Origin of the sequence: Nocardia rosealba, from assembly GCF_020216065.1 — a bacterium.
In the GTDB taxonomy this organism is placed as follows: Bacteria; Actinomycetota; Actinomycetes; order Mycobacteriales; family Mycobacteriaceae; genus Nocardia; species Nocardia rosealba.
The window spans coordinates 24767-50247 of record NZ_JAIWNA010000012.1; the positions used below are offsets into that span (position 1 = coordinate 24767).

The 25481-nt window shown below is 67.4% G+C and carries 22 protein-coding genes and 1 rRNA gene; 13 read left to right on the top strand and 10 right to left on the bottom strand.

All coding sequences use genetic code 11. The annotated features are described in order from the left end of the window. Positions 1-75 precede the first annotated feature (75 nt). Entirely contained in the window at positions 76-1563 is a 1488-nt protein-coding gene (locus tag LDL21_RS29125) for an NCS1 family nucleobase:cation symporter-1 (RefSeq protein WP_225282592.1), read from the top strand. Continuing rightward, positions 1563-2294 (top strand): aspartate/glutamate racemase family protein, encoded by a 732-nt coding sequence (locus LDL21_RS29130; RefSeq protein WP_225282593.1) that lies wholly within the window; start codon positions 1563-1565, stop codon positions 2292-2294. Before LDL21_RS29125 ends, LDL21_RS29130 begins: the two co-directional genes overlap by 1 nt. A 1-nt stretch (position 2295) precedes the next feature. On the opposite strand, the gene LDL21_RS29135 is transcribed toward LDL21_RS29130, so the two are convergent. From LDL21_RS29135 to LDL21_RS29150, 4 genes are all read right to left on the bottom strand, one after another. After that, complete coding sequence (locus LDL21_RS29135) at positions 2296-2667, bottom strand: hypothetical protein (RefSeq protein WP_225282594.1); 372 nt, start codon at positions 2665-2667, stop codon at positions 2296-2298. 236 nt (positions 2668-2903) lie between these two features. Next, positions 2904-3779 (bottom strand): geranyl diphosphate 2-C-methyltransferase, encoded by an 876-nt coding sequence (locus LDL21_RS29140; protein ID WP_181697761.1) that lies wholly within the window; start codon positions 3777-3779, stop codon positions 2904-2906. Beyond that, on the bottom strand, positions 3776-5125 hold the full coding sequence (locus tag LDL21_RS29145) for a family 2 encapsulin nanocompartment cargo protein terpene cyclase (RefSeq protein WP_225282595.1): 1350 nt from the start codon (positions 5123-5125) through the stop codon (positions 3776-3778). The genes LDL21_RS29140 and LDL21_RS29145 overlap by 4 nt, the downstream gene beginning before the upstream one ends. A gap of 11 nt (positions 5126-5136) precedes the next feature. Next, positions 5137-6543, bottom strand: a complete 1407-nt coding sequence (locus LDL21_RS29150) for a family 2B encapsulin nanocompartment shell protein (RefSeq protein ID WP_181697763.1) — start codon at positions 6541-6543, stop codon at positions 5137-5139. 497 nt (positions 6544-7040) lie between these two features. Between LDL21_RS29150 and LDL21_RS29155 the strand changes: the two genes are divergently transcribed. Next, positions 7041-9998, top strand: a complete 2958-nt coding sequence (locus LDL21_RS29155; RefSeq protein WP_225282596.1) for an AMP-binding protein — start codon at positions 7041-7043, stop codon at positions 9996-9998. A gap of 57 nt (positions 9999-10055) precedes the next feature. Here the strand turns inward: LDL21_RS29155 and rffA are convergent, their stop codons facing one another. Both rffA and LDL21_RS29165 read right to left on the bottom strand, forming a co-directional pair. After that, complete coding sequence (gene rffA, locus LDL21_RS29160; RefSeq protein WP_225282597.1) at positions 10056-11192, bottom strand: dTDP-4-amino-4,6-dideoxygalactose transaminase; 1137 nt, start codon at positions 11190-11192, stop codon at positions 10056-10058. Then, complete coding sequence (locus tag LDL21_RS29165) at positions 11189-12229, bottom strand: glycosyltransferase (protein ID WP_225282608.1); 1041 nt, start codon at positions 12227-12229, stop codon at positions 11189-11191. The genes rffA and LDL21_RS29165 overlap by 4 nt, the downstream gene beginning before the upstream one ends. A 214-nt stretch (positions 12230-12443) precedes the next feature. Here LDL21_RS29165 and LDL21_RS29170 point away from each other — a divergent pair, with 214 nt between their 5' ends. The 3 genes from LDL21_RS29170 to LDL21_RS29180 are packed head-to-tail and all read left to right on the top strand — an operon-like array spanning position 12444 to position 15349. Continuing rightward, positions 12444-14675, top strand: a complete 2232-nt coding sequence (locus LDL21_RS29170; protein ID WP_308017179.1) for a hypothetical protein — start codon at positions 12444-12446, stop codon at positions 14673-14675. Further along, positions 14672-15115, top strand: a complete 444-nt coding sequence (locus tag LDL21_RS29175) for a GtrA family protein (protein ID WP_067499127.1) — start codon at positions 14672-14674, stop codon at positions 15113-15115. The genes LDL21_RS29170 and LDL21_RS29175 overlap by 4 nt, the downstream gene beginning before the upstream one ends. 9 nt (positions 15116-15124) lie before the next feature. Continuing rightward, the gene (locus LDL21_RS29180) at positions 15125-15349 is read left to right on the top strand and encodes a Trm112 family protein (RefSeq protein ID WP_181697768.1); all 225 of its coding nucleotides are present in this window, start codon (positions 15125-15127) and stop codon (positions 15347-15349) included. 6 nt (positions 15350-15355) lie between these two features. Here the strand turns inward: LDL21_RS29180 and LDL21_RS29185 are convergent, their stop codons facing one another. The 4 genes from LDL21_RS29185 to LDL21_RS29200 form a co-directional block, all read right to left on the bottom strand. Beyond that, positions 15356-15976: a TetR/AcrR family transcriptional regulator gene (locus tag LDL21_RS29185; protein WP_225282599.1), complete on the bottom strand. Its 621-nt coding sequence runs from the start codon at positions 15974-15976 to the stop codon at positions 15356-15358. A gap of 52 nt (positions 15977-16028) precedes the next feature. After that, positions 16029-16784 (bottom strand): ABC transporter permease, encoded by a 756-nt coding sequence (locus LDL21_RS29190; protein WP_225282600.1) that lies wholly within the window; start codon positions 16782-16784, stop codon positions 16029-16031. After that, the gene (locus LDL21_RS29195) at positions 16781-17512 is read right to left on the bottom strand and encodes an ABC transporter ATP-binding protein (protein ID WP_225282601.1); all 732 of its coding nucleotides are present in this window, start codon (positions 17510-17512) and stop codon (positions 16781-16783) included. The genes LDL21_RS29190 and LDL21_RS29195 overlap by 4 nt, the downstream gene beginning before the upstream one ends. Positions 17513-17585: 73 nt before the next feature. Next, on the bottom strand, positions 17586-19082 hold the full coding sequence (locus tag LDL21_RS29200) for a multicopper oxidase family protein (protein ID WP_225282602.1): 1497 nt from the start codon (positions 19080-19082) through the stop codon (positions 17586-17588). A gap of 159 nt (positions 19083-19241) precedes the next feature. Between LDL21_RS29200 and LDL21_RS29205 the strand changes: the two genes are divergently transcribed. The 7 genes from LDL21_RS29205 to LDL21_RS29235 all read left to right on the top strand — a co-directional run. Beyond that, the gene (locus LDL21_RS29205) at positions 19242-20417 is read left to right on the top strand and encodes an NAD(P)/FAD-dependent oxidoreductase (RefSeq protein WP_225282603.1); all 1176 of its coding nucleotides are present in this window, start codon (positions 19242-19244) and stop codon (positions 20415-20417) included. 4 nt (positions 20418-20421) lie between these two features. Next, positions 20422-21300, top strand: a complete 879-nt coding sequence (locus tag LDL21_RS29210; protein WP_220139268.1) for an RNA polymerase sigma-70 factor — start codon at positions 20422-20424, stop codon at positions 21298-21300. 37 nt (positions 21301-21337) lie between these two features. Further along, positions 21338-21961 (top strand): DNA-3-methyladenine glycosylase, encoded by a 624-nt coding sequence (locus LDL21_RS29215; protein WP_225282604.1) that lies wholly within the window; start codon positions 21338-21340, stop codon positions 21959-21961. 108 nt (positions 21962-22069) lie between these two features. After that, positions 22070-22495 carry a DoxX family protein gene (locus tag LDL21_RS29220; RefSeq protein ID WP_181697775.1) on the top strand — a complete coding sequence of 142 codons (426 nt, stop codon included), beginning with the start codon at positions 22070-22072 and terminating at the stop codon, positions 22493-22495. Positions 22496-22696: 201 nt separating this feature from the next. Next, positions 22697-23542 carry an alpha/beta hydrolase gene (locus LDL21_RS29225; RefSeq protein WP_225282605.1) on the top strand — a complete coding sequence of 282 codons (846 nt, stop codon included), beginning with the start codon at positions 22697-22699 and terminating at the stop codon, positions 23540-23542. Positions 23543-23593: 51 nt separating this feature from the next. Beyond that, positions 23594-24880 (top strand): tyrosine--tRNA ligase, encoded by a 1287-nt coding sequence (gene tyrS / locus LDL21_RS29230; protein WP_225282606.1) that lies wholly within the window; start codon positions 23594-23596, stop codon positions 24878-24880. A 492-nt stretch (positions 24881-25372) separates the two neighbouring features. Next, positions 25373-25481, top strand: a 16S ribosomal RNA gene (locus LDL21_RS29235); the annotation flags it as partial.

Here is a 25481-nt window from a genome sequence, read left to right on the forward strand (position 1 = left end):
TTCGCGGGAAACCGCAGGGCAACTGCTCAAACCTACGGTCATCGCAGCAGCTGAACCCTTCGGATGGGAACGACCATGACCGATACCATCACCGTCGCCACCGGTGCGCCCGCCACTGATCCGCCCGCCTACGATCCACGATTGACCAACGAGGATCTCGCACCGCTGCGCAAGCAGACGTGGGGCACCTACAACATCTTCGCGTTCTGGATGTCGGACGTGCACAGCGTCGGCGGATATGTCACCGCGGGAAGCCTTTTCGCACTCGGTCTGGCGAGCTGGCAGGTTCTCGTCGCCCTGCTGATCGGCATCGTCATCGTCTACTTCTTCTGCAATCTGGTCGCCAAACCGAGCCAGGTCACCGGTGTTCCGTATCCGGTGATCTGCCGGAGCGCGTTCGGAGTGCTCGGTGCCAATATCCCGGCGATCATTCGCGGACTGATCGCGGTGGCCTGGTACGGAATTCAGACCTTCCTCGCCTCCGCCGCACTGGATGTGGTTCTGGTGAAACTGTTTCCGGGTCTGGCGCCGTACGCCGTCACCGCCGACTACGGTTTTCTCGGTTTGTCGGCGCTGGGCTGGGGCAGCTATCTGCTGTTGTGGGTGGCGCAGGCGTGCGTGTTCTGGCGTGGCATGGAATCCATCCGCAAGTTCATCGATTTCTGTGGTCCCGCCGTGTATGTCGTGATGTTCGTGCTCTGCGGTTACCTGATCTCGCGCGCCGGCTGGAGTGCCATCGACCTGAACCTGGGGGAGGTGACCCACACCGGCTGGGCGTCGGTGCCGGTGATGCTCGGCGCGATCGCCCTCGTGGTGTCCTACTTCTCGGGTCCGATGCTCAACTTCGGTGACTTCTCCCGCTACGGCAAAAGTTTTGCGGCCGTGAAGACCGGCAACCTACTGGGCCTGCCGGTGAACTTCCTGCTGTTCTCCCTGCTCGTGGTGATCACCGCCTCGCTGACGGTGCCCGTCTACGGCGAGCTCATCACCGATCCGGTCGCCACCGTCGCCCGCATCGATTCCACGTTCGCGATCGTGCTCGGCGCGCTCACCTTCACCATCGCCACCATCGGCATCAATATCGTCGCCAACTTCATCTCGCCCGCGTTCGACTTCTCCAATGTGAGCCCGCAACGAATCAGCTGGCGCGCGGGCGGGATGATCGCCGCGGTCGGTTCGATCCTGATCACGCCCTGGAATCTCTACAACAATCCCGAGGTGATCCACTACACGCTCGAGGTGCTCGGCGCCTTCATCGGACCGCTGTTCGGCGTGCTGATCTGTGACTACTACCTGGTGCGCAAGCAGAAGGTGATCGTCGACGACCTCTTCACCATGTCGGAGCAGGGCAGCTACTACTACCGCAAGGGCTACCACCCCGCCGCGATCGTCGCCACCGCGGTCGGCGCGGGAGTCGCGGTGTTCCCGGTGCTGGCCAATGGTTTGCGCGGCATGCACACCGCGGCTCAGTACAGCTGGTTCATCGGCTGCGGCCTCGGTTTCGCCACTTACTACCTGCTCACCGCCGCCAGGCGCCGGACCCGGCCGGAGGTTCTCGCCTGATGCGTATCCGGGTCGTCAATCCGAATACCACCCGGGCGATGACCGACACGATCGAGCAGTGCGCCCGGGCTGTCGTCGGCGCGGGCACAGTGCTCGACGCGGTCACCTCCGCGACCGGACCGGTCTCGATCGAAAGCCACTACGACGAGGCGATGAGCGTGCCCGGGCTGCTGGCGGCCATTCGGCAAGGTGAGGCCGCCGGGGTCGACGGCTACGTCATCGCCTGTTTCGGTGATCCGGGCCTGGACGCCGCACGCGAACTGGCAACCGGACCGGTGATCGGGATCGCGGAGGCGGCGATGCGAACAGCGAGCCACCTGGGCCGGGGCTTCAGCGTCGTGACCACCCTCCAGCGCACCACAGGCCGCGCGGTGGATCTGGCCGAACACTATGGGCTGCAACGTTTCTGCTACGGAGTGCACGCGTGCGAACTACCCGTGCTCGCGCTGGACACCGACCCGGATGCACGCAAGGTCGTCACCGAAGCGTGCCGGGCGGCGGTGCTGGCCGACGGTTCCGACGCCGTCGTCCTGGGCTGTGCCGGAATGGCGGATCTCTGCGCGCACATCCGTGCGGAGATCGGCGTGCCGGTGATCGACGGTGTCGCGGCGGCCACGTTGACCGTGCAATCGCTGCTCACACTCGGACTGCGCAAGTCGGGCAGCGGCGAGTTCGCGACACCGCCGACGAAGCTCTATACCGGGTTGCTGGAATCGTTCGGGTCGGAATAGGTCAGGCGTCGGCCAGCTCGCCGGTCAGGGCGTCGAGCACCGCGTCGAGATTGTCGACGTCGACGACCAGGCGCGTGAAGTCGGGTCCGTTCAGGTCGATGCGGACCGCGTTCCCACCGAAAGTGGTGTCCCAGAACTCTTTCCGGCCCTTGCCCCGGTAGACGCCCGCGGCGATCACGCCGGGGATGAAGGTGCCTGGCGCGCGGACCCACGGCGGGCGCAGATCCACCTCGGCGGTGGCGATCTCGGTGATGGCGGCACGGTCGATCACGACCTGCTGGCGCAGCGCGAGCAGCCGATGCCCACCGAGTACATGGACCGTCACCGTGTCGTTGTCGACCTCGAGCTCGACCATCACTACCTCACTCACCATCTGCGGAAACGTTCCCTGTCGAGAGTGCTCCCGTGGCCTGGCTTGCGACTGTGGCGAAGCTGTGAGTTAGCCAAGGAAGTTCTTCGCATAGCCAAATGTAGATATACGCATCTATCCGGGTTGCGTTCCGAATGCAGCTCGCCGAGGGATGGTCGAGAAAAATGGCAAGGAGGGGACGGGTGTGCCCGGTGGTCGATGGCGACTACCGGGCACTCCGAGGGCATGTCAGTCAGCGGTCAGCAGGCGACCTTGTCCGCCACGATCAGCAGATACTGGAAGCTCCCCTCCCGGTACGCCGTGAGAAACGGCTGTTCCACCCCGGTCGCGAGTTCCGAATGGGTCCGCAGATCCCAGTACGGAATCGTGTCCGGTGTCAGATCGATGACCGTGGTCGGCACCAGACCGTTCTCCGACAGCGCACGGAAGTACTCGCTGCGCGGATGGATCATGCAGCCGTAGTGGGCGTCGATCCAGCTCACCGATGCGGACCGGCCGCCGATGACATCGTTGGAGCAGCCCGTGATGCACACATAGCGCCCACCCGGTTCCAGCACGCGGGAGAACTCCGCGAAAAGGGGGAACAGATCGACGTACATGGTCGTCTCGTTGGTCCACACGGCCCGTACCGACTCGTCGTCGAAACCGGTGTCGAGCATATTGCGGAAGTGGAAGCGCACCCGATCGGAGACACCGCGTTCGACGGCCTGGTCGTTGGCGAATCCGACCTGATACTCGGAGATGCTCACCCCGTCGACCGAACAGCCGAAGCGCTCGGCGGCCATGAAGCTGGTTCCGCCGCGACCCGAACCGCCGTCGAGGAGGCGGTCGGCGGGGGTGATGGCGCCGAGGTTGTCGAGGAGGAGGTCGGCCTGGGCGGTCTCGAGGCGGTGCAGTTCGCGCACAAGGCGCTCCTGCCGGGTGTCCTCGGGACCTTCGATGACCGACCAGTCGGGTTCACCGATGCCGTAGTGGTGGTGGTAGAGGCCGTCCACCTCGCCGAGCTTCGTGTTGACCCGGTCGTCGTTGGGATTGTTGTTCCAGTAGGCAGCGACCGAACGCTGGTAGGTGGTGCGCAGGACGGTGCTGTCGGTGTGGGCGTTCGCGATGGTCATCGGTCGTCCTCTCGTGATGCGGTGTCGTCGTGGTACCGGCGGCTGTCGGCGTGCCAGGCGCGGTTGCCGCCCATCCAGGCCCACAGGCCCGTCAGGAATCGGCGCAATTGCGGTGAACCCGCGGCGGCCAAGGGTGCGGCCTCGCGTTCGAAGCGGTGCATGAGTTCGTCGTGGATCTCGGCGGTGCGCAGCACGGCATCAGCCCGGCTGCACCCCTCCTCGGCGGCGAGAACGGTCGGCAGGTTGAACTCCCGGCCACCCGAAAGGTCTTCGCGCGCCATCGAATACAGATCGTTGACCATCTGTGCGGCCAGTGCCGCGGTGGTGACGACCCGCCGGACGGCCGGGTCGGTGTACTCGGGTGCGCCGAGTTCGTAGCGGCCGACCGCGTCGATCGGCGCCATACACGGCAGGAAACTGTGCGGTTGCCGGTTGGTCAGGTACTCCCACACCGGCGGCATCCGCCCCGCCGCTCGCCAGCCCGCCTCGGCGCCGAGGGCGATGAACCAGCCCGCGATCTCGGTCCGGAGCCTGGCCAGCTGGGCGTCGCTCGCGTACCCCGCCAGATGCGCGAACGAGGTGCGGAACGCGCGCAGGATCGGGTCGGCCTGCATGGCCTGTTCGAGCCGTGGCGCGTAGCGCATGGGCAGGTGCGCCGGGTCCATGGCGGCGGCGGCGAGTTCGAGCCGTGGCCCGAGTTCGGCGGCGGCGCTGGACGGGGTGCCGTCGGGTGCGGTGTCGCCAGGGGCGTCCTCCTCGCAGTAGTAGTCGTCGACCGACCATTCGGCGACAGCGCAGCGCGCCGCGGCGAGCAGCAGATCGGGGTCGTCGCAGTCGGGGTGGGCCAGCATGATGAGCCTGCCGAAATCGGCTTTGCCGAGTTCGTCGAGACGGCCCTCGTACAGGCCGATCTCGGCGGCCCAGGCGAGCAGGCCGACATTGACGGCTTCGGCCAGGGCGGGGTCGTCGCGTTCCGGCGGCGGGCAGTAGAGCGCCGGGATGTCTCGTCTGCCGCTGCTTTCGGGTTGCTCGGTGGGGCGGTGCGCGAGGAGCGAAACCTGCAGGCCCGACGTGCCGAGCCCGGTCGGACCGCGCAGCCGGTGCGCGGTGGGCGGGTTCACCACATCGGACGTGCCGCTCCGTGCCACCGAGGTGGATGCCGCGAGCCGGGGGATTCGACCGATGAGCTCCGTGCCGTGATTCGAGTGGAGCGCGAAGGGCCGGGCGACCGGTGACGCACCCGCGAACACGTCAGCCGGGGCGGTCGCACCGTTTAACAGGGCGACGACCGTCGCGGCGAGGTCGCCGGCCGCCGGGGGAGCGGCGGCTCTGCTGAGCAGGGACATGGCCCGACCGTTCAGTCGGCCCGGCGCGCGACGAGGACGTCGTCGAGCACACCGAGCGCGTCGGGCACCAGCACAGCCGCCGAGTAGTAGCAGCTCACCAGGTACGACATGATCGACTGATCGTCGATCTGCTTGAACCGCACGTTCAGGCTCGGCTCGTACTCGTCGGGAATCCCGGTCTGGTGCAGGCCGACCACGCCCTGGTCCTTCTCGCCGATACGCATCGCCATGATCGAGGTGGTCTGGGTTTCGCTGATCGGGATCTTGCCGCACGGCAGAATCGGCACACCGCGCCAGCCGGGCACCCGGTGACCCTGGAATTCCACCGGGTCGGGGTACAGGCCACGGCGCGAACATTCCCGACCGAACGCGGCGATCGCCTTCGGGTGGGCGAGGAAGAATTTCGTTCCACGGCGCATGCTGAGCAATTCGTCCATGTCGTCGGGGGACGGTGCGCCGGATTCGGTGGTGATGCGCTGTTTGAGATCACAATTGTGCAGCAGGCCGAAGTCGGGATTGTTCACCAGATCGTGTTCGCGACGCTCGTAGAGCGCCTCGACGGTGAGTCGCAGCTGCTGGTCGACCTGGTTCATCGGGTCGTTGAACAGGTCGGCGACCCTGGTGTGGATCCGCAGCACGCTCTGGGCCAGGCTCAGCTCGTACTCGCGCGGACTGGCGTCATAGTCGACGAAGGTGCCTTCGAGCAACGGCTCCCCGGAATGGCCCGAGGCGATCTCGATATCGGCCTCGCCCTTGGAATTCTGGTTCCGGCTCGACGCGGTCGACGTATCCGCCCGGATCCGGGCCAGGCCGGGGGTCGACTCGAGGAACTGCTCGAATTCCTGCCTCGGCAGGCAGAGGACGGTGGTCTTGGTGACTGTTTTCACGGTGTCCGGCCAGATCGCCGACGGGTCGGTGAGCATCTCCTCGCCGTAATAGTCACCGCCGGACAGCAGGCCGAGTTTGGTGGCCTCCCCGTATTCACCCGAACCGATCCTGGCCAATTTCCCGTGGACGACGAGAATGACCTGATCCATCGGATTCCCGAATTCCGCGAGCACGGTTCCGGGGTCGAGATCGTATTGGACGAAACTGTCCGCGAGGGGACGCAAGAGGTCGTCGTCGTCGATTTCGCGCAGCGGGGGCAGTTCGCGCAATTCCTGCGGGATCACCCTGGCCCGGGCGCCGTCGACGACGAATTCGACCTCCCCGTTGCCGACGGTGTGGGTGAGCCTTCGGTTGACCCGGTAGATACCGCCCGCCACCTGCACCCATGGCAGTGCGCGCGAGAGCCAGCGCGAACTGATGCCCTGCATCTGCGGCTCGGATTTGGTGGTGTGGGTGAGCTTCTGTGCTGCGTTGGTGGACAGGCTCTTGCGCACGGAATTATCTGTGGGCAGCGGCATTTCGATGGTCATAGCATCCTCACCTCGAGTGGATTCGGGTACGGCCGATCGACCTGTCGTCGTGTGACGACAGGTTGGGGCGTTGGTGAAGCGAATGCGAATGGTCCTGCGCGGGTCGACCCCGGCGTGTGAAACGTGTTGCACGAAAAGTGATGTGCGGCAGAGCGTTCCGGACGACAACGATGTTAGGTGCTGGACGGCTTGCTCGCGCACGATCGCGAAAAATCGGGTCCTGACCGGGAGATCCCTTGTGCGATAGGCGATTGCGGACACGGCGGTGTCCGTGAACGGCCGGTCGAACACCTGGACTTCCGGCTCCGCAACACGCTCGTTTCGGACCGCGGCCGCGCCGGTGACGAAGGGGCCACCGACCGGCGTGGTGTGACATGAAACGCCGCAACATGCGGCCTGTCACAGCCGACACATAATGGAGGTCCGGTGTGGTTAGCTCATATGAGCACATCGGGGTGTGTGAGGTGCATCACAGTCGGTAGGGTCAGGTGGGAACGGTGAATATCAGTCCAAAAGGTGTGGTCGGGTCGGTGCAGCGATTGCTGGCTACCGCGCAGAACGGGCTGGAGGTGATCCGCTTCGGCGGACTGGCGCACGACGTCGAGTCCTCGCCCTTCGAGGTCGTCGAACGCAGGCGCATGTACCGCCTGCGGCACTACTTCCCGGATGACACGACGCCGGGCCGTCCGGTGGCGCTGCTGGTTCCGCCGCTCATGGTGAACGCCGACATCTGGGACGTGAACGCGGCGGGTGGTGCCGTCGGGATTCTGAACGCGGGCGGAATCGACTGCTGGGTCATCGATTTCGGTTCCCCCGCCACCGAGGAGGGCGGCTGGGAACGCGACCTGGCCGATCACGTGCTGGCCGTGAACTCCGCCATCGACACCGTGTGCGAGGCCACCGGCGCGCAGGTACACCTCATGGGCTATTCCCAGGGCGGCATGTTCGCCTACCAGACCACCGCCTACCGCTACGGCAAGGGCGTCGCCTCCATCGTCACCTTCGGCAGCCCCGTCGACATCGTGGCGGGCATGCCGTTCGGCCTGCCCTACGGCCTGGTGTCGGAGGTGGCCGACTTCCTGGCCGACCACGTGATGCACCGGCTGCCGATCACCGAATCGATGGTGCGCTTCGGCTTCCAGATGCTCGACCCGGTGAAGACGGCCAAGTCGCGCATCGACTTCCTGCTGCAGCTGCACGACCGGGAGGCGCTGCTGCCCAAGGAACGTCAGCGCCGCTTCCTCAACAGCGACGGCTGGGTCGGATACGCGGGGCCCGCGGTCGCCGACCTGCTCAAGCAGTTCGTCGCGCACAACCGGATGATGCTCGGCGGCTTCGTGATTCGCGATCATCCCGTGTCGCTCGCGGAGCTGAAGTGCCCCATCCTCGCCTTCGTCGGCGAGGTCGACGACATCGGCCAGCCTGCCGCCGTCCGCGGCATCGTGCGCGCGGCGCCGCACGCGGAGGTGTACGAGGCCAGCCTCGTCGCGGGTCATTTCGGCCTGGTCGCCGGTTCGACCGCCACCAACCACACCTGGCCGATGGTGCGCGACTGGATCGCCTGGATGGACGGCCACGGTCCGCTGCCCGAGACCATCGCCCCCATGCAGGAACACGTGCCGGGCAACGCCCCGCGTACGGCGGCCACCCGCATGGTGCACACCGCCGCCAGCCTCGCCGAGGCGGGCGCCGGGGTCGGCAAGGCGCTGGAAGGCGTCGCGGGCAGCACGATCCGCGGCTCCATCGAGATGGCGGGCGAGGCGGCGCGCGCACTGCCGCGCCTGACCCGCCTGGGCATGATCCAGCCGCACACCCGCATCTCCCTCGGCAAACTGCTCAGCGAACACGCCAGGCGTGCGCCCCAGAAGGACCTGGTCCTGTTCGACGACCGCGTGCACACCAATGCCGCCGTCGAGCAGCGGGTCGACAATGTGGTGCGCGGCCTGATCTCGGTCGGTATCCGGCCCGCCATGCGGGTGGGCATCGTGATGGAGACCCGTCCGAGCGCGCTGGCCTCGGTGGCCGCGCTCTCGCGGCTCGGTGCCGTCGCCGTGCTGCTCGCCCCCGGCGCCGAACTCGATCGGGCCATCGAACTCACCGGCGTGAAGACGCTCGTCACCGACCCGGAGAACCTGCGCGCCGCCGCCGGGACGAACGCCCGGGTGCTCGTGCTCGGTGGCGGAGACCAGCGCCGGCTCGCCGTGCCGACGAGCGACCGGGTGATCGACCTCGAACAGATCGACCCCGACACGGTTCGTGTCCCCGCGTGGTACCGGCCCAACCCCGGCCTCGCCCGCGAACTGGCCTTCGTGCTGGTGCTCGGCACCGGCGATCGCCTCGAGGCGAAGTACATCACCAACCACCGCTGGGCCCTGTCCGCCTTCGGCACCGCGAGCGCCGCGGACCTGGACCGTCGCGACACCGTGTACTGCCTTGCACCACTGCATCATTCGTCCGGGCTGCTGGTGAGTCTCGGTGGCGCTATCGCAGGCGGCAGCCGCATCGCGCTGGCCAGGCCGATGGACATGGATCCGGGCCGGTTCGCCGAGGAGGTGCACCGCTACGGCGTCACCGTCGTCACCTACACCTGGACCATGCTGCGCGATCTGCTCGACGCGCAGGTCTTCCCGGCCGGGTACAACCATCCGATCCGGTTGTTCATCGGCTCCGGTATGCCGAAGGGGCTGTGGCGAAGGACCATCGAGCAATTCCCGCCGGCGCGGGTGCTCGAGTTCTACGCCTCCATCGACGGTGACGTGGTGCTCGCCAATGTCACCGGCGCCAAGATCGGCGCCAAGGGCAGGCCGGTTCCCGGCACCGCGACGGTGGAACTGGTGGCCTACGACCCGGTCAGCGAGCAGATCCTCGTCGGCGACGACGGTTTCGCCCGGCGCTGCGCCGACAACGAGCCCGGCCTGCTGCTCGGCAAGGCCGTCGACGGCGGCGACATCTCCGATGGCGGGCTGCGCGGGGTGTTCCGCGCGGGCGATGCCTGGTGGCCGACGGAGAATCTGTTCCGCCGTGACGGCGACGGCGACTACTGGCTCGTCGACCGCCGCGACACGGTGATCCGCACCGCCCGGGGCCCGGTGTTCACCCAGCCGATCGTCGACGTGCTCAACGACATCACCCCGGTCGACCTCGAGGTGGCCTTCGCCCTGCCGACCCCGTCGGGAACTCTGGCCGCGGCCGCGCTGAGCGTGCGCGACGGGTTCCGGATCGAACCGGGCGATGTCACCGAGGCGATGCGCGCGCTCGACCGCAGTCAGCGCCCCGACCTGGTCTATGTGGTCGAGGAGATCCCGCGCAGCACGAGCTTCCGGCCGTCGGCGTCGGCGGTCCAGGCGTTCGGATATCCGAAGGCCGGCCCCGGCACCTGGATCTACAACCGCGAGACCGACACCTACGAGGTGCTCACCGACGCGGCCGCGGCGGAACTGTTCGGCGGCAACTGACACATCGACGACGAAGGCCGCCCGGCTGAACCGGGCGGCCTTCGTCGTCTGCGAAACCTAGACGCGGTACTCGGTGACCGCGTCGACGACGCGACCGAGCTGCGCCTCACTGAGCATCGGCCACAACGGCAACCGCACGATGGTGGCCGAGAACTGCGCCGACCGCGTGCACGGCACCGGAGTGCGCCCGTACTTGAGCCCCGCCGGGCTCGAATCGAGCGGAATGTAGTGGAACGGGGCGACGATGCCGCGCTCGGCGAGGTGCGCGATGATCCCGTCGCGGCTGTCCTCGGTCGGCATCCGCAGGTAGAACAGGTGCGCGGTGTGGCCACGGTCGGTGGGCACCGTCATCGGGCGCACGTCGTTGGCGGCGGCCCAGTCGGGCAGCGCGGCCGCGTAGGTGTCCCACACCCGGTGACGAGCGGCCTGGATGGTGTCGAACTCGGCCAGCTGTGCGTCGAGGACCGCCGCATTGAGTTCGCTGGGCAGGTAGCTGGAACCGATGTCCTGCCAGGAGTACTTGTCGACTTGCCCGCGCAGGAAACGGGCCCGGTCGGTGCCTTTCTCGCGCATGATCTCGGCGCGACCCATCAGGATCTCGTCCGACAGCAGCAGTGCGCCACCCTCACCGCAATGTACGTTCTTGGTGTCGTGGAAACTCTGGGTGCCCACCGTGCCGATGGTGCCGAGTTGCCTGCCGCGCCAGGTGCCGCCGAGGCCGTGCGCGTTGTCCTCGATGATCGCCACACCGTGCTGCGCGGCCAGTGCCAGCAGCGGTTCCATGTCGGCGGCGACACCGCCGTAGTGCATCACCACGATCGCCTTGGTGCGCTCGGTGATCGCCTCGGCTGCCGCGGCGGGGTCGATATTGCCGGTCGCGTCGTCGATATCGACGAACACACAGGTCGACCCGCGCAGCGCCATCGCGGTGGCGGCCGAGGTGAACGCGAAACTCGGCACGATCACTTCGTCGTCGGGGCCGAGTTCGAGCAGCAGCGCGCCGAGCTCGAGCGCGTGCGTGCAGGAGGTGGTGAGCAGCGCGTGCTCGGCGCCGGTGATGGCCTTGATCTTGGCCGTCGCCGACTTGGTGAACTGACCGTCGCCGTGGCTGTGATCGGAATCCAGGACGGCCGACAGGTTGGCGCGCTCGGCGGCGGCACGGAACGGCCTGCTGAAGATGATGCGGTCGTTCACTCGCGGAGGTCCTTGTCCGTCACGGCTGCCGGCACCGCGACGTCGACTCGATGGTTGGAGACCGGCGCGTGCATCGTATCCGGGCGCGGTGTCGGGGTCTGCACGGTCAGGTACAGCGGCTTACCGACCAGGATGTGCAGGGCCACACCGAGATACTCCGCGATCAGGCCGAGCGAGAACAGGGTGGCGCCCGAGCACAGCAGCAGTACGACGATGATCGACGCCCAGCCCTCGGGGTCGTGATTGTCCTGGGTGAGCGCCTGCACCACGATGAACGCGGCCATCGCGACACCGGCGAGCGCCAGGCTCACACCGAGCATGCTCACCAGGCGCAGGCCGCGAGTTCCGCTGCACAGCACCATCTTCCAGAACAGCGAGAACAGGCGACGGTAGTTGTAGCCGGACTCGTCGCGCCCCTCGGCGCGCAACACCACCGGCACCGAGACCGTATTGCCGACAACCCAGGTGAGCGCCACGTCCAGGTAGACGCCGTTGGCGGCGACCTCGGCCAGCTGACGGCCGATATCGCCGCGGATCAGCCGGAAGCTCTCGAACCGGGTGGAATCAGGGAAAGCGAACACGGTGGCCAGCACGATCTTCGCGCCGCGTGAGGTGAGGTTGCGCAGGAAGCCGTGCGGGCGGGTGTTGGACGGCTTGGAGTAGACGAGATCCGCGCGCGAGGCCAGTGCCGCGTCGAGGAAGTCGGCGATGAAGGCCGGGTCGTGCTGGCCGTCCTCGTCCATCGTGACGATCCAGTCGCCGCGCGCTGCCGCCATGCCCGCGATGGTCGCCGCGTCCTGACCGAAGTTGCGGCTCAACCACACCGCGCGCACCTGCGGGTAGGAGCCCTCCATTTCCTGCAGCACCACATCGGAGCGATCCGGCCCGTTGTCGTGGACGAGGATGATCTCTTCCACCGCGAACCGCGCACCCGATGGGGTCGTGCTCGGCCCGGTGAGCCCGTCCAATTCGGCGACCAGCGCGGCGATCGTGTCCTCGCCCCGGTAGACGGGGACGACCACCGACACCGAATGCACCGGATGCGAACCGTTGCGCTCGGCGGCGCCCGCGCGTGGCACAGCGCCGGACCGGGACGAATGTGCGGTGGGAAGCGGCATGGGTCGACTTTCGGTGTCTTGGCAGGCGAGGGGTGTGGGCACTCTAACACCGCACGGTGACGGGTCGGCGGTGCCGGATCGGGCTGTGCGAGGAGCTGTCACGCGGGGATGCCTGTAGGGTCTGGTGCTCGTGGTGGAAAGTAGAAACCCGTCCCGACGTTCGGTCTACATCTGGGGCTTGATCACCGCCCTCGGCGTGATCGCGGGCTATGGCGCGGTGCTACTCGCCAACGTCCGGCACTTCTACACCGACGACACCGAATCGCAGTACGTGCCGCTGTGGGTGATGCTCGGCAACCGGCTGCGCGACGGCGATCTGCCGGTGATGGTCCCCGAGCACTGGATGGCGGGCAACTACGCCATCGAAGAAGCGGGCCTGCTGAATCCGCCGCAGCTGCTGATCGATCTGATCGCGCCCTCGGTGGACAACCTCGTGCTCTACGCGACCGTGGTGAAGCTGATCTTCGCGATCATCCTCGGGCTCGGCGTCTACCGGATCTGCCTGGCCTACGGCTCGCGCGTGCAGTGGGCGGCGCTGGCCGGTGTGTCGATCCCGTTCACGGGCTGGCTGCTGTTCTTCGACGAGGCCAGCTGGATGACGGCGTTCACCGGCACCGCCTGGATGGTGCACGCGTGGGCTTCGGGTGTGCGCTACGCGCGCGGAAACAGCGGCCCGATTCCCGTTTTCGTGTATCTGTACCTGGCGATTTCGGTGCAGTACATCTTCCCGGCGGTCGAGGCCGGGCTGATGATCGGCGCGGTCGCCATCGGCGAACTCGTCTACCAGCGGACCTGGCGGCCGACGCTGCGGCTGCTGTTCGTCTCCGGCCTCGCCGCGCTGGCCGGGCTGGCCACCTACCTGCCGAGCATGCTGTCGGCGAAGGTCACCTGGCGCGGAACCGCCCAGATCAACAACGACCAGTTCCTCACCGTGCCGTGGTCGGAGTCGCTGAACGCGAGCCTGCCCACCACGCTGCCCGCGTTCACCTCCTGGTGGGGCTACGTGCAGCCGATGCCGGTGGTCTACATCGCCTGGTTCCTCGTTCCGGCACTGGCGTTCGTGGACTGGAACCGGGCGCGCGGTGCGTGGCGCGAGCTCACCGGCATCGCCGTGTTCGCGATCGCCGCACTGATGTGGACCGCGGGTCCAGGCACCATCGGCCCGCTGCGCTGGCCGGCCCGGGTGCTGCCGATGGTCGCGCTCGGTCTGTTGCTGCTGGTCTGTGTGCTGCTCGGCCGGTTCGCGACCTTCAAGGACTGGCGGGCGCGAGGCATCGCGGCGGCTGTGCTGATCGGACTGCTGTGGGTGCGGTCGTTCTCGGCCGACCCGCACAACTGGATCGCCCACGTCATCGCCGCGCTCGCGCTCGCGGCGCTCGGTGCGGCCGTGGTGTGGCTGGCGGTGCAGAAGAGCACGACCGCCGCGGTCGCCCTCGCGATCATCGCGGTGTTCCCCATCGCCTACATCCAGGTCGAACGCGCCCAGCCGACACCCATGAGCTGGAACCTGCCGAGCGACCGGGCCGCCGCCCGCGCCGCGTTCCCCGAATTCGCGGGCACCACGCTGCAACTCGGTGACCGTGCCCTGATCCCGCCGGGGGAGCGCTCCCTCGACGGCGCCTACGGTTCGCTGGTGTTCGGCAACTACGCCAAGGACATCGAACGCACCTACGTCAGCGGCTACACCCCGAACGGGCACTATTGGTTCGGCGACATGCTCTGCATGCGCTGGGACACCAGCGTCTGCCCCGACGCCTACCGGCGCGCGTTCGCCGTCGAGCCGTCGACGGGCAAGACCGTGGTCGACCTGATGAACATCGACCGGGTGGTCCTGCACCGCGCCCTCTACCCGGACGCCGCCGCCCAACCGGCCCCGACGGGCTGGAAGTGGGTCGACTACCCCGGCCACGAGAAGTACATCGCGGTGCTCGAACGCGAGGACGGCCTGATCTCCACCCGCAACGGCCGCATCTCGGCCGTCGAGAACGCGACCGCCGTCTCCACCTCCGAGAGCGACACCACCAGCAAGGTGCGGGTGAGCTCGGAAAACGGTGGGCGGGTGGTCTTCGCGCGGCTGGGCTGGCCGGGCTACCGGGTGAGTCTCGACGGCAAGGACATTCCGTTCAAGGTGGTCGCCAAGAGCTTCGTCGCCGTCGACATCCCCGCCGGAACAACCGATGCCGAACTCGAACTGACCTGGCGTCCGCCGGGCTGGAAGATCGGCGGCGCCGCGATCGGCCTCGGCCTGCTCGGGCTCGCGTTCTTCCAGTGGCTGTACGTGCGCGGCCGCAAGCCCGAACAGGAAGCGCCCGCCGCGGAAACCATCCCCGACGGCGACGCCGAACTCGCGGACGCGCTGCGATGACCACCGAGGCGGTCCCCGCCGACGGCGTGCTCGCCACGCCGGGCCCACTGCTGCGGATCGTCAAGCGCCAGGAACTGGCGTTCGCGATCGTCGGCGGGTTCAACACGCTGCTCGGCATGGTGCTCGTCGTGTGCTGGCTGCAGGTACTCGGCGACGACCGCCCCGGCCTGTCCGTCGTCGCGGCGTACGCGGTGAGCACGGTGGTGGCGTTCGTCCTGCATCGGACCCTGGTATTCCGGGTCAGCGGCAGACTCCTGCGTGACTTCGTCGCCTTCTGTGGCGTGAACGCGGGCGGGCTCGTGCTGAACGTGGTGCTCGTGGAACTCGCGGTGAAGGCGTTCGGGTTTCCCGCCGAGCCGGCGTCGGTGGTGGTGATGGGTCTGGTCGCGGTGCTCAGCTTCTTCGGACACCGCTACATCTCGTTCCGGCGAGCGCGGTAGGTTAGGCACATGGCGCACGAATCCACCATCGACGCAACCCTGCTCGGCCTGCTGGCCTGCCCCCAGGACAAGGGCCCGCTGCAGCTGGTGCGCACCGAAGCCGGTGCCAGCGTGCTCTACAACCCCCGCCTGCGCCGCGCCTACCCGATCGACAACGGCATCCCGGTGCTGCTGATCGACGAGGCTCGCGACGTCACCGACGCCGAACACGAATTCTTCCTCGCCGAATCCTGAGCCGGTTCAGTTCGGCCCAGCGGCCTCGATCCGGCCCGTCAGGTACCGCTGCATACTCGGCCCGACCGCCGCGACGACCGCGTCGAGCGGCATCGAGGCGAGCGGCTCCACACAGATCACTTTGCGCGCGACCAGGACGCCCATCATCTGGGCCGCCGCCAGTGACACACGGGCCTGACCGTCGTCGTCCGGTCGCGCGATTCGGACGCGCACCCGTTCCAGCACCACCTTCAGCAGGAATGTACGCGTCATGTCCGCGTCGCCGGTGAGCATGCTGCGCACCATGGCGACGATGCCTGGCCCGGCGGGCGAGTCCCATATCCCCACCACCGCGCGCACGATCGCCGCACCGAGCTCGTCCAGCGGCGCCGAATCCACAATGGTGAGGGTGGCTTCCGGGTCGACCGGGAACTCGACGACGGCCGCGAACAACTGCTGCTTGGTGCCGAAATAGTGGTGCACGAGGGCGGGGTCGACCTGCGCGGCGGCGGCAACCGCGCGGATCGAGGTCTTGTCGAACCCGGCTTCGGCGAAGCGCGCACGGGCGGCGTCCAGGATCGCCGCCCGGGTGTCGACATTGCCCGGCCGTCGCCCCGACCGTGTGCCAGGCGATCTCTTCGCGCTCATTCCAGGACTCCTCCACCGACCGACACGCGGACCCGCTCCGCGCCGTGCTCCGCTACGGCGTGCGTCTGCGCAGTGTCGCAGCGCCAAGACACAGTGCCACAATCGCGAACCCGGCAACGACGGCGATATCGCGCCACATCGTCGCGGTGGGTTCGGCATTGATCGACACCTCTTGGAGCGCGTCGACCGCGTAACTCAACGGCAGGACATCGCTGATCGCCTCCAGCCAGCCGGGCAGCCGATCACGCGGAACGAGCAAGCCGCACAGGAAGATCTGCGGCGCGACGATCACCGGCATGAACTGCACCGCCTGGAATTCGGTGCGCGCGAACGCGCTGGCGAGCAGGCCGAGCGCCACCCCGCACACCGCGTCGACCACGGCGATCAGCATCACCCACCCCGGACTGCCCGCCGCCTCTAGATCGAGCAGCCAGAAGGCCACAACACATGCCACGGCGGCTTGCGCGGCGGCGGCCAGCGAGAACGCGGTGCCGTATCCGGCGAGCAGATCCAGTTTGCGCAGGGGAGTGGTGAGCAGCCGTTCCAGGGTGCCCGAGGTGCGTTCGCGCTGCATGGCGATAGCGGTGATCAGGAACATCACGATGAACGGCAGGATGCCGAGCATGGTGATGCCCACCCGGTCGAACAGGGTCAGCGGTGCGTGTGGCGCCTGTGGTGTGTCCTGATAGATGAAGTACAGCAGCGTCATCAGTAGTGCCGGGACGACGAGAATCATGGCGACGGTGCGGTGATCGTTGCGCAGCTGCCGCAGGATCCGGCCGGTGGTCGCGGTATAGGGAGTGCTCATGCCCGCGTTTCCTTCGTGATGAGGGCGAGGAACGCCGTTTCGAGATTCTGTTCGCCGGTGCGTTCCCGGAGTTCGGCGGGGCTGAGCTGGGCGAGGAGCTCGCCGTCGCGCATCAGCAGCAGCCGGTCACAGTGTTCGGCCTCGTCCATCACATGACTCGAGACGAGCAAGGTCGTTCCCGCCGAGGCCAATTCGCGGAATCGCTGCCACAGTTCCACCCGCAGCACCGGATCGAGGCCGACGGTCGGTTCGTCGAGAACCAGCAGCTCGGGCCTGCCGACCAGCGCGCACGCCAGCGAGGCGCGGGTCTTCTGCCCACCGGAGAGCTGGTCGCCCAGCTGGTCGGCATGATCGGTCAAACCGACTGCGGCGAGGGCGGATTCGGTGTCACTGCGGTCGCGCCCGTAGAGCGCCGCGTAGTAGGCGACATTGTCGCGGACGCTGATATCGGCGTAGATGCTCGGCGCCTGGGTGACGTACCCGACCCGGCGTCGCAACCCGCCGCTACCCGCGGCTTCGCCCAGGACGGTGACCGTGCCCGATTCCACCAGCTGGGTGCCGACGATGCTGCGCATCAGAGTGGTCTTGCCACATCCGGACGGCCCGAGCAGCCCGGTGATGGTTCCCGGCTCGATCCGTAGATCCAGTCCTTGGAGCACAGCGCGTTTCCCTCGGCGGACGGTCAGACCTACCACCTCGACGGCGGGTGATGATGCGGTGCGCGACATGGTCGCCTCAATTCATCAAGCGTTGAATTCACTACCTGATGAATTTAACTCCGTACCGGCAGCGCGGCAAGGGTCAGTGCTCGTGACCCGGGAGTGTCGCGGGAGTCTGACCAGACTCGACGACCACGAACTGGCCCATCATTCCCTGGTCCTCGTGCCACAGCAGGTGGCAGTGGTACATGTACGGCGTGTCCGGATCGGCGGGCCCGTCGAACCGCAGTACCAGCCGCGCCGTCGTGTTCGGCGGCAGGAACACGGTGTCCTTGGCGCCGGCCAGTTCGGGCGGTGGTGGGCCGCCGTTGTACTCGGTGATCCGGAATTGCACGTCGTGAACGTGGAAGTTGTGGGCCTGACCGTCGGCATTGGCCACCACCCACGTCTCGGTGGTGCCCCGGGTGACGACGGTGTCGATCCGGTCCATGGCCATCGCGCTTCCGTTGATCGCCGTACCGGCGAGCTCGAACCGCCGTTCGGTCACCGAGTCCTCAGGGTTCGGAAGAGATTGCGGAGCAAGGTATTCCGGGACGGCCGTCGAGGGCCTCAGGGTCTCGGCCGCACGCAGCTCGAGCACGTCGAAACTGTCGTCACCGCCGGAGAATCGGTTTCCCCAGAAGTCCATGCCCACATCCAGCTGACCACTGCGCAACACCGTGCGCTCACCCGGCCGCATCCGCACCACGATCTCGGCGCGTTCGCCAGGCGACAGCCGCACCCGATCCAGAGTCACGGGTCGCTCGAGCAACCCGCCGTCGGTGCCTACCAGCGCGAACTGCCGGGTGTCGTCGAAGGCGAAGGTGTAGACCCGCGCGGTCGAGGCGTTGAGCAGTCGCAACCGGACGAGTTCGTCGCCCACCTCGCGATACGGGTCGAGGGTGCCGTTGACCATCGTCCGATCGCCGAGGAAGCCGGTATTGCGGAAGATCTTGTGCGCGCCGTCGAGCCGGTCGTCGCGCAGCCGCACGTCCTGCACGATCACCGGCAAGTCGTCGACGCCGTAGGTGCTCGGCAGGGCGGCCGGCGGTCCGTCGTCGACGAGGAACATGCCGGCGAGTCCGCGCCGCACGTGGTCTTCGGTTTCACCGTGCGGGTGTGGGTGGTACCAGAGTGTCGAAGCGGGTTGTGCCACTGTCCATTCCGGCGTCCAGATGCGGCCCGGTTCGACCATCTGATACGGCCCGCCGTCCATCTCGGCGGGCAGGTGCATTCCGTGCCAGTGCACGGTCGAGGCCTCGGGCAACTCGTTGCGCACCCGCACCCGGACCTTCTCGCCCCGGTTCGCACGCAATGTCGGCCCGAGATAGCTGCCGTTGAATCCCCATGTCTCGGTGGCTTCACCGGACTCGAATTCTGTTGTCCCCGTGCGCATATCGAGGGAGAAGACCCTGGTGCCGTCGGCATCGATGCTGCTGTCGGCCAGGGGTGGGATATTCAGCGGTCGGGTGAACTCTGTTGTGCCGACCGTCGATACGTCGGCCGACGACCACGTCCACGTCACCACGCTCGCGATCACTGTGACGAAAGCGATCGCGAGCGCGCAGCTGCCGAGGACGAGCCGACGGAGAGTTCGCATGTCACGACGGTAGGTCTGCCCGACCCACCGTCACATCGGGAGCGTCACCCATTCGGACCCTGACTTTCCGTCGCTGTGATGCGGGTCACTTCGGTGGGTTGTCACGTTCGAGGGTCCTGTCTTGTCCCATGCACGACTTCACCGAAAAAGGAGCAGGACATGACCACAACCACGCACCGCATCGTCGTCCTCGGCGCCGGCTACACCGGCTTGCTCGCGGCCGTCCGCCTGGCCCGCCGCACCAGGAAAACGAACGTGCACATCACCCTGGTCAACCCGTCGGCCCGCTTCACCGAACGCCTCCGGATGCACCAGATCGCGGCCGGTCAGGAGTTGGCGCACCACGACATCCCGACGATCCTCGACGGCACCGGAATCCGGTTCGTCCAGGGGTTCGCCACCGCCATCGATCCGGACGCCCGCCGCGTGTACGTCGACGGGTTCGGTGACATCACCTACGACGAACTGATCTACGCCCTCGGCAGCAGCACCGACACCTCCCTGGTTCCCGGCGTCGCCGACCACGCCTGGACACTGAACGATCCCCGGCGCGCGCACGACTTCGCGCGCCGGGTGGCCGCCTGCCGCACCGTCACCGTGTGCGGCGGTGGTCTCACCGGGATCGAGGCAGCCACCGAGATCGCCGAAAGCCACCCGGACGTGCGCGTCACCCTCGTCAGCTCCGGCGAACTCGGCGCCATGATGGGTACCAAGGCCCGCGCCTATCTGAACACCGTGCTCGACCGGCTCGGCATCGTGCGGGAGATCGGTCAGCGGGTGACCGAGGTGACCGCCGATTCCGTCGTCCTCGCCGACGGCCGACAGATCGACACCGATCTCACCCTGTGGACCAGCGGCGTGCGCGTATCACCCCTGGCCGCCGAGTCCGGGATCGAGACGGACGAACGCGGACTGATCGTCGTCGGGCCCACACTGAAGTCGGTGTCGCACCCCACGATTCGCGCCATCGGCGACGCCGCCGCGATCCGTCAACCGTGGGGGCAGATCCACGGCACCTGCCAGAGCGGCCTGCCCTCGGCCACCTACGCCGCCGATGCGATCGCCGCCGAGATGCGCGGAAAGACCGTGCGTCCCTTCCGCTTCGGCTACTTCCACCAGCCCGTCAGCCTCGGACGCCGCGCCGCCGTCATCCAGTTCACCCGCGCCGACGACACACCGGGCCGGTTCTACCTCACCGGCTGGGCCGCCCGGACCTACAAGGAGATGGTCAGCAGCAGCCCGGTCCCGGCGATCAAGGCGACCAAGCGGGTGCCCGTCGATCTGCAACTGTCCAAGGGCGGCGCGGCGACCCGCGATCTCGTCCGTCATGGTTGAGCACATGCAGGAGCACGACCCGTTCGTCGACCATCGCAGGCTGCTGTTCGCCACCGCCTACCGCATGCTCGGTACCGTCACCGACGCCGAGGACGTCCTGCAGGACGCCTGGCTGAAGTGGCACGAGACCGACCGGTCGGCGGTGGCCAACCCCCGCGCCTACCTGGTCCGCACCGTCACCAATCTCGCGCTGAACCGGCTCACCAGCGCCCGCGCCGTCCGTGAGAAGTACGTCGGTCCGTGGCTGCCCGAGCCGGTGCTCACCACACCCGACATCGCCGAGGACACCGCATTGGCCGACACCGTCTCCACCGCCATGCTCGTCGTACTGGAAACACTGACCCCGGTGGAACGGGCGGTCTTCCTGCTGCGCGAGGTGTTCGGCTACTCCCACGCCGAAATCGCCGAAACACTCGACCGCTCCGAGGCGGGCGTCCGCCAGATCGCGCACCGTGCGAAGAGCCACGTCCAATCACGACGCCCCCGCTTCGACGCCGACAAGGCCGCTCGCGCCCGCGTCACCGAACAGTTCATGGCCGCCTGCTCCGGCGGCGACCTCAACGCCTTGATGAACCTGCTCGCTCCCGACGTGACCTGCTGGTCCGACGGCGGCGGCATCGTCACGGCCGCTCGCCGCCCCCTGCACGGCCCCGATCATGTCGCGCGCTGGATCCTCGGCGTGCTCGCCAAACCGTCCTCGACCGGTGCCGAACTCGCCGCCACCGACATCAACGGTGAACTCGGCGCACTCATCACCTTCGCGGGCACGCCGGGTGCCGCCTTCACCTTCGACCTGGTCGACGGCCGGATCCAGAACCTGCGTTTCCAGGTCAACCCGACCAAACTCGCCGGCCTGAACGAGGGTCGCGACCTGCTCGGCTGACGGGGTGTGGCGCTCGCGCGGATCGTTGCGGGTGAGAATGGGCGTCGTGTCTGCTCAGGAACTCGCTGTCGACCCGGCCGCCGCGGCGTGCCGGATACTCGGATCGGTAATGAGGTCGGGGCCGGTGGCGATACGCATCGTGGAAGTCGAGGCCTACGGGAGCGATGCGACCGGGCCGTGGCCGGATCCGGCGGCGCACTCGTGGCCGGGACCGACCGCGCGCAACGCGGTGATGTTCGGCCCCGCCGGGCGGCTCTACGTGTACCGCTCGTACGGAATTCACCTGTGCGTCAACGTGACCGCAGGCTTCGACGGTGTCGCGTGCGCGGTGCTCGTCCGGGCCGGGGAAGTGGTCGAGGGCGCCGAGATCGCCCGTGAACGCAGGCCCGCCGCACGCACCGACGCCGACCTCGCGCGGGGACCGGGCAATGTGGGCAGTGCGCTGGGAATCAGCCTGTCCGACTACGGAACCGAGCTCTTCGACCCGTTCTCGCAGGTACGGCTCGAACTGAAGCCCCCGGTGCCGCTCGCCGAGATCGCCTCGGGCCCACGCGTGGGCGTGAGCCTGGCCGCCGAGGTGCCTTGGCGGTTCTGGTTGCCCGGCTCGTCGGCCGTCTCGACCTACCGGCGCAGTCCGCGTGCCACCAAACCCGTGAGCTAGCCGAGATTTCGAAATTCTTCGCCGACAGCGATGAGTTCTGCGGCGACGGCCCGTCCTATCAGTTGAACGCGCTACCCACCGAGCGCGACCGACCAGAAGGACGACAAGATGACCACCGCCACGCTTTCCGCGAACTCCACCTCCGCCGCCACCTACCGCCCCGGCAAGATCCGCAACCGCGTCCTGTGGACCCTGCAGATCGTGCTCGGCCTGTTCTTCATCATCGCCTCGGGCGGCCCCAAGCTGGTGATTCCGCACATTCTCATGGAGAACCCGCCGGCGAACATGACGATCCCGCTTGGGCTGCTCATCTTCATCGGCGTCGCGGAGGTCGCGGGCGGAATCGGTCTCATGGTGCCGCGCGTGTCCGCGCTGGCCGCCGCCGGTCTCTCGGTGCTCACCGTGCTCGCCGCCGCCACCCAGGCCTTCATCGCCGACCTGCCCGGAATGGCGATCTTCCCGCTGGTGCTCGCCGCGATCTTCGCCTGGATCGCCTACGAACGCCGCGCCACCATCACCGCGCTGACGCGATGAGCCACAACCCGACACGCTGACGATCACCGGACACCGAGTCCGGTGATCTCGGCGTGTTCGGGGCAGTCCCGCGACCGAATGGTGGGTTCGGTCGCGGGAGACAAAGTGTCGGCGCCGATCTCGTCTGCGAAGCCACTGTGGCGCGCGCCACGTAGGTGCGACGATCAGGGACCGGTTCGAGATCGCATCCCAGGAGCGCCCGTGTTCAGTTTTTCCAGCACCGACGGCACCGAGATCCATGTGCGCAGCTGGCTGCCGTCGGACACCGAACCGCAGGGCATCGTGCAGATCGCCCACGGCATGGGCGAACACTCCGAGCGCTACGGCCATCTCGCCGAGCGGTTGTCCGCTCTCGGCTTCGCCGTCTACGCCGACGATCACCGAGGCCACGGCCTCAGCATGGGCGAGGTACCGGGCGAGCTGGGCCCCGACGGCTGGAACCTGCTCGTCGCCGACCTGGTGGCGCTCACCGAGATCCTGCGCGAACGTCACCCCGGCCTGCCGGTGACGCTCTTCGGCCACAGTCTCGGATCCTTCGCCGTGCAGCAGTACATCCTCGATCACGCCGACCTCGTCGACGAGGTCGTGCTCTGCGGGTCGACCGCCGTCGACGGGCTGTTCGCCGAGATCGCCGCGGCGGGCGGTGACCTGACCGCCTTCTTCAACGCCCGCGTCCAGCCGACCCGCACCGACGCCGACTGGATCAGCCGCGACGAAGCCCAGGTCGACGCCTACATCGCCGACCCCTGGTGTGGCTTCGCCATCGACCCGACAAACCTGGGCGAGCTGGCGGCCGTCGCCACCGAGCGGCTGGCGAAGCCGGTGGTGCGTCCCGATCTGCCCGTCTATGTGATGGTCGGCGACCAGGACCCGCTCAACGCGGGACTGCGATTGAGCGATCTGCTGGTCCAGCGCTACCGCGACGCGGGCCTGACCGACCTCACCTATCGGGTCTACGCCGGTGCCCGGCACGAGGTCCTCAACGAAGTCGACCGCGACGAGGTCGAAGCCGAGTTGGCCGCCTGGATCACCCGCGCCCGGACCTGAGGACATAACCGGGGTGCGCCCGGCCGACGCGATGCGCAAAGATAGATCCTCGTGACCGGCGACATCTTCGACGAACTGACCTGGCGCGGCCTGATCGCGCAGTCCACCGACCTCGACGAGTTGCGCGCAGCCGCGGCCGCGCAGCCGTTGACGCTGTATGCCGGCTTCGACCCCACCGCCGCCAGCCTGCACGCGGGCCACCTCGTCCCGCTGCTCGCACTCAAGCGTTTCCAGCGCGCGGGGCACCGCCCGATCGTGCTCGCCGGCGGCGCGACCGGCCTCATCGGCGACCCTCGCGACGTGGGCGAGCGCACCATGAACTCGACGGACACGGTCGCCGAATGGGCTCAGCGCATTCGCGGCCAGCTCGAGCGGTTCGTCGACCTGGACGATTCGCCGACGGGCGCGGTGATCGTCAACAACATGGACTGGACCGGGCCGCTCACCACCGTCGACTTCCTGCGCGATATCGGTAAGCACTTCTCCGTGAATGTCATGCTCGCCCGCGACACCGTCAAACGACGTCTCGAAGGCGAGGGCATCTCCTACACCGAGTTCAGCTACATGCTGCTGCAAGCCAACGACTACCTGCAGTTGCGCCGTGAACACGGCTGCACACTGCAGGTCGGTGGCTCCGATCAGTGGGGCAACATCATCGCCGGCGTCGAACTCAACCGGCGGGTCGACGGGGCGCACGTGCACGCGCTCACCGTCCCCCTGGTGACCTCGGCCGACGGCAAGAAGTTCGGCAAGTCCACCGGCGGCGGCAGCCTCTGGCTCGACCCGGAACTCACCAGCCCCTACGCCTGGTACCAGTACTTCGTGAACACCGCCGACGCCGATGTGGTCCGGTACCTGCGCTGGTTCACCTTCCTGAGCCACGAAGAACTCGACGAGCTGGAAGAGGCCACCGCCGAACGGCCCTTCGCACGCGAGGCCCAGAAGCGGCTGGCCGCCGAAATGACGACCCTGGTGCACGGCGAAGCCGAGACCCGGGCGGTGGAACTGGCGAGCCAGGCCTTGTTCGGCCGTGGTGATCTGCGCGAACTGCCCGAGTCGACGCTCGGCGCGGCCCTGCGCGAGACCGCGATCGACGGCAAGGTCGCCGAGGTCGCGCCCGGTGAGCCCGACACCATCGTCGATCTGCTCGTGGCCTCGGGACTGTGCGACAGCAGGGGAGCGGCACGGCGCGCGGTAAACGAAGGCGGTGCCTCGGTGAACAACGAGCGCATCAGCGACATCGACTGGACCCCGTCGGACACCGACTACCTGCACGGCCAGTGGCTGGTGCTGCGTCGCGGAAAGAAGAACATGGCGGGCGTGCGTCGGATAGCCTGATCCACGAGCGGAGGCCTGAATCACATTCGTGTGATTCAGGCCGGTTCCGCTGCGTCGGTCGTGGCGCTGACCTGCGGGAATGCGCTGGCATCCAGGCGATTTGACGTTGCGTTATCCGGCGCGTAACTTATTGGAAGTCAGAGCGACACGGACGCAAGAGCCGGAGAGCGCCTGACAGGCCAAGATCAAGTGACCAGGGTAACGATTGACATCGCCTGGAAGCGTGGTTAGGCTGGAACAGTTGCCCAGCGGAAGATCTGAAGAGATTCGGTGATCTGCTTGTGCGTGTGTTCTTTGAGAACTCAATAGTGTGTCGATGAATGTCAGTGCCAATATTTTTATTGGTTCCAGCCTTCGCGTACCCCCCGGTCGTGGGAGGTTGGACATTTTGAACAACAGCGAATCTTAATTTGCTGGTGTTCGCTTTGCTAGATTTTTCGGACTCTAGTTAGATATTTCTGATTCGCCCCTTTTGGGGTGTTTCGAGAGTCTTCAACGGAGAGTTTGATTCTGGCTCAGGACGAACGCTAGCGGCGTGCTTAACACATGCAAGTCGAGCGGTAAGGCCCTTCGGGGTACACGAGCGGCGAACGGGTGAGTA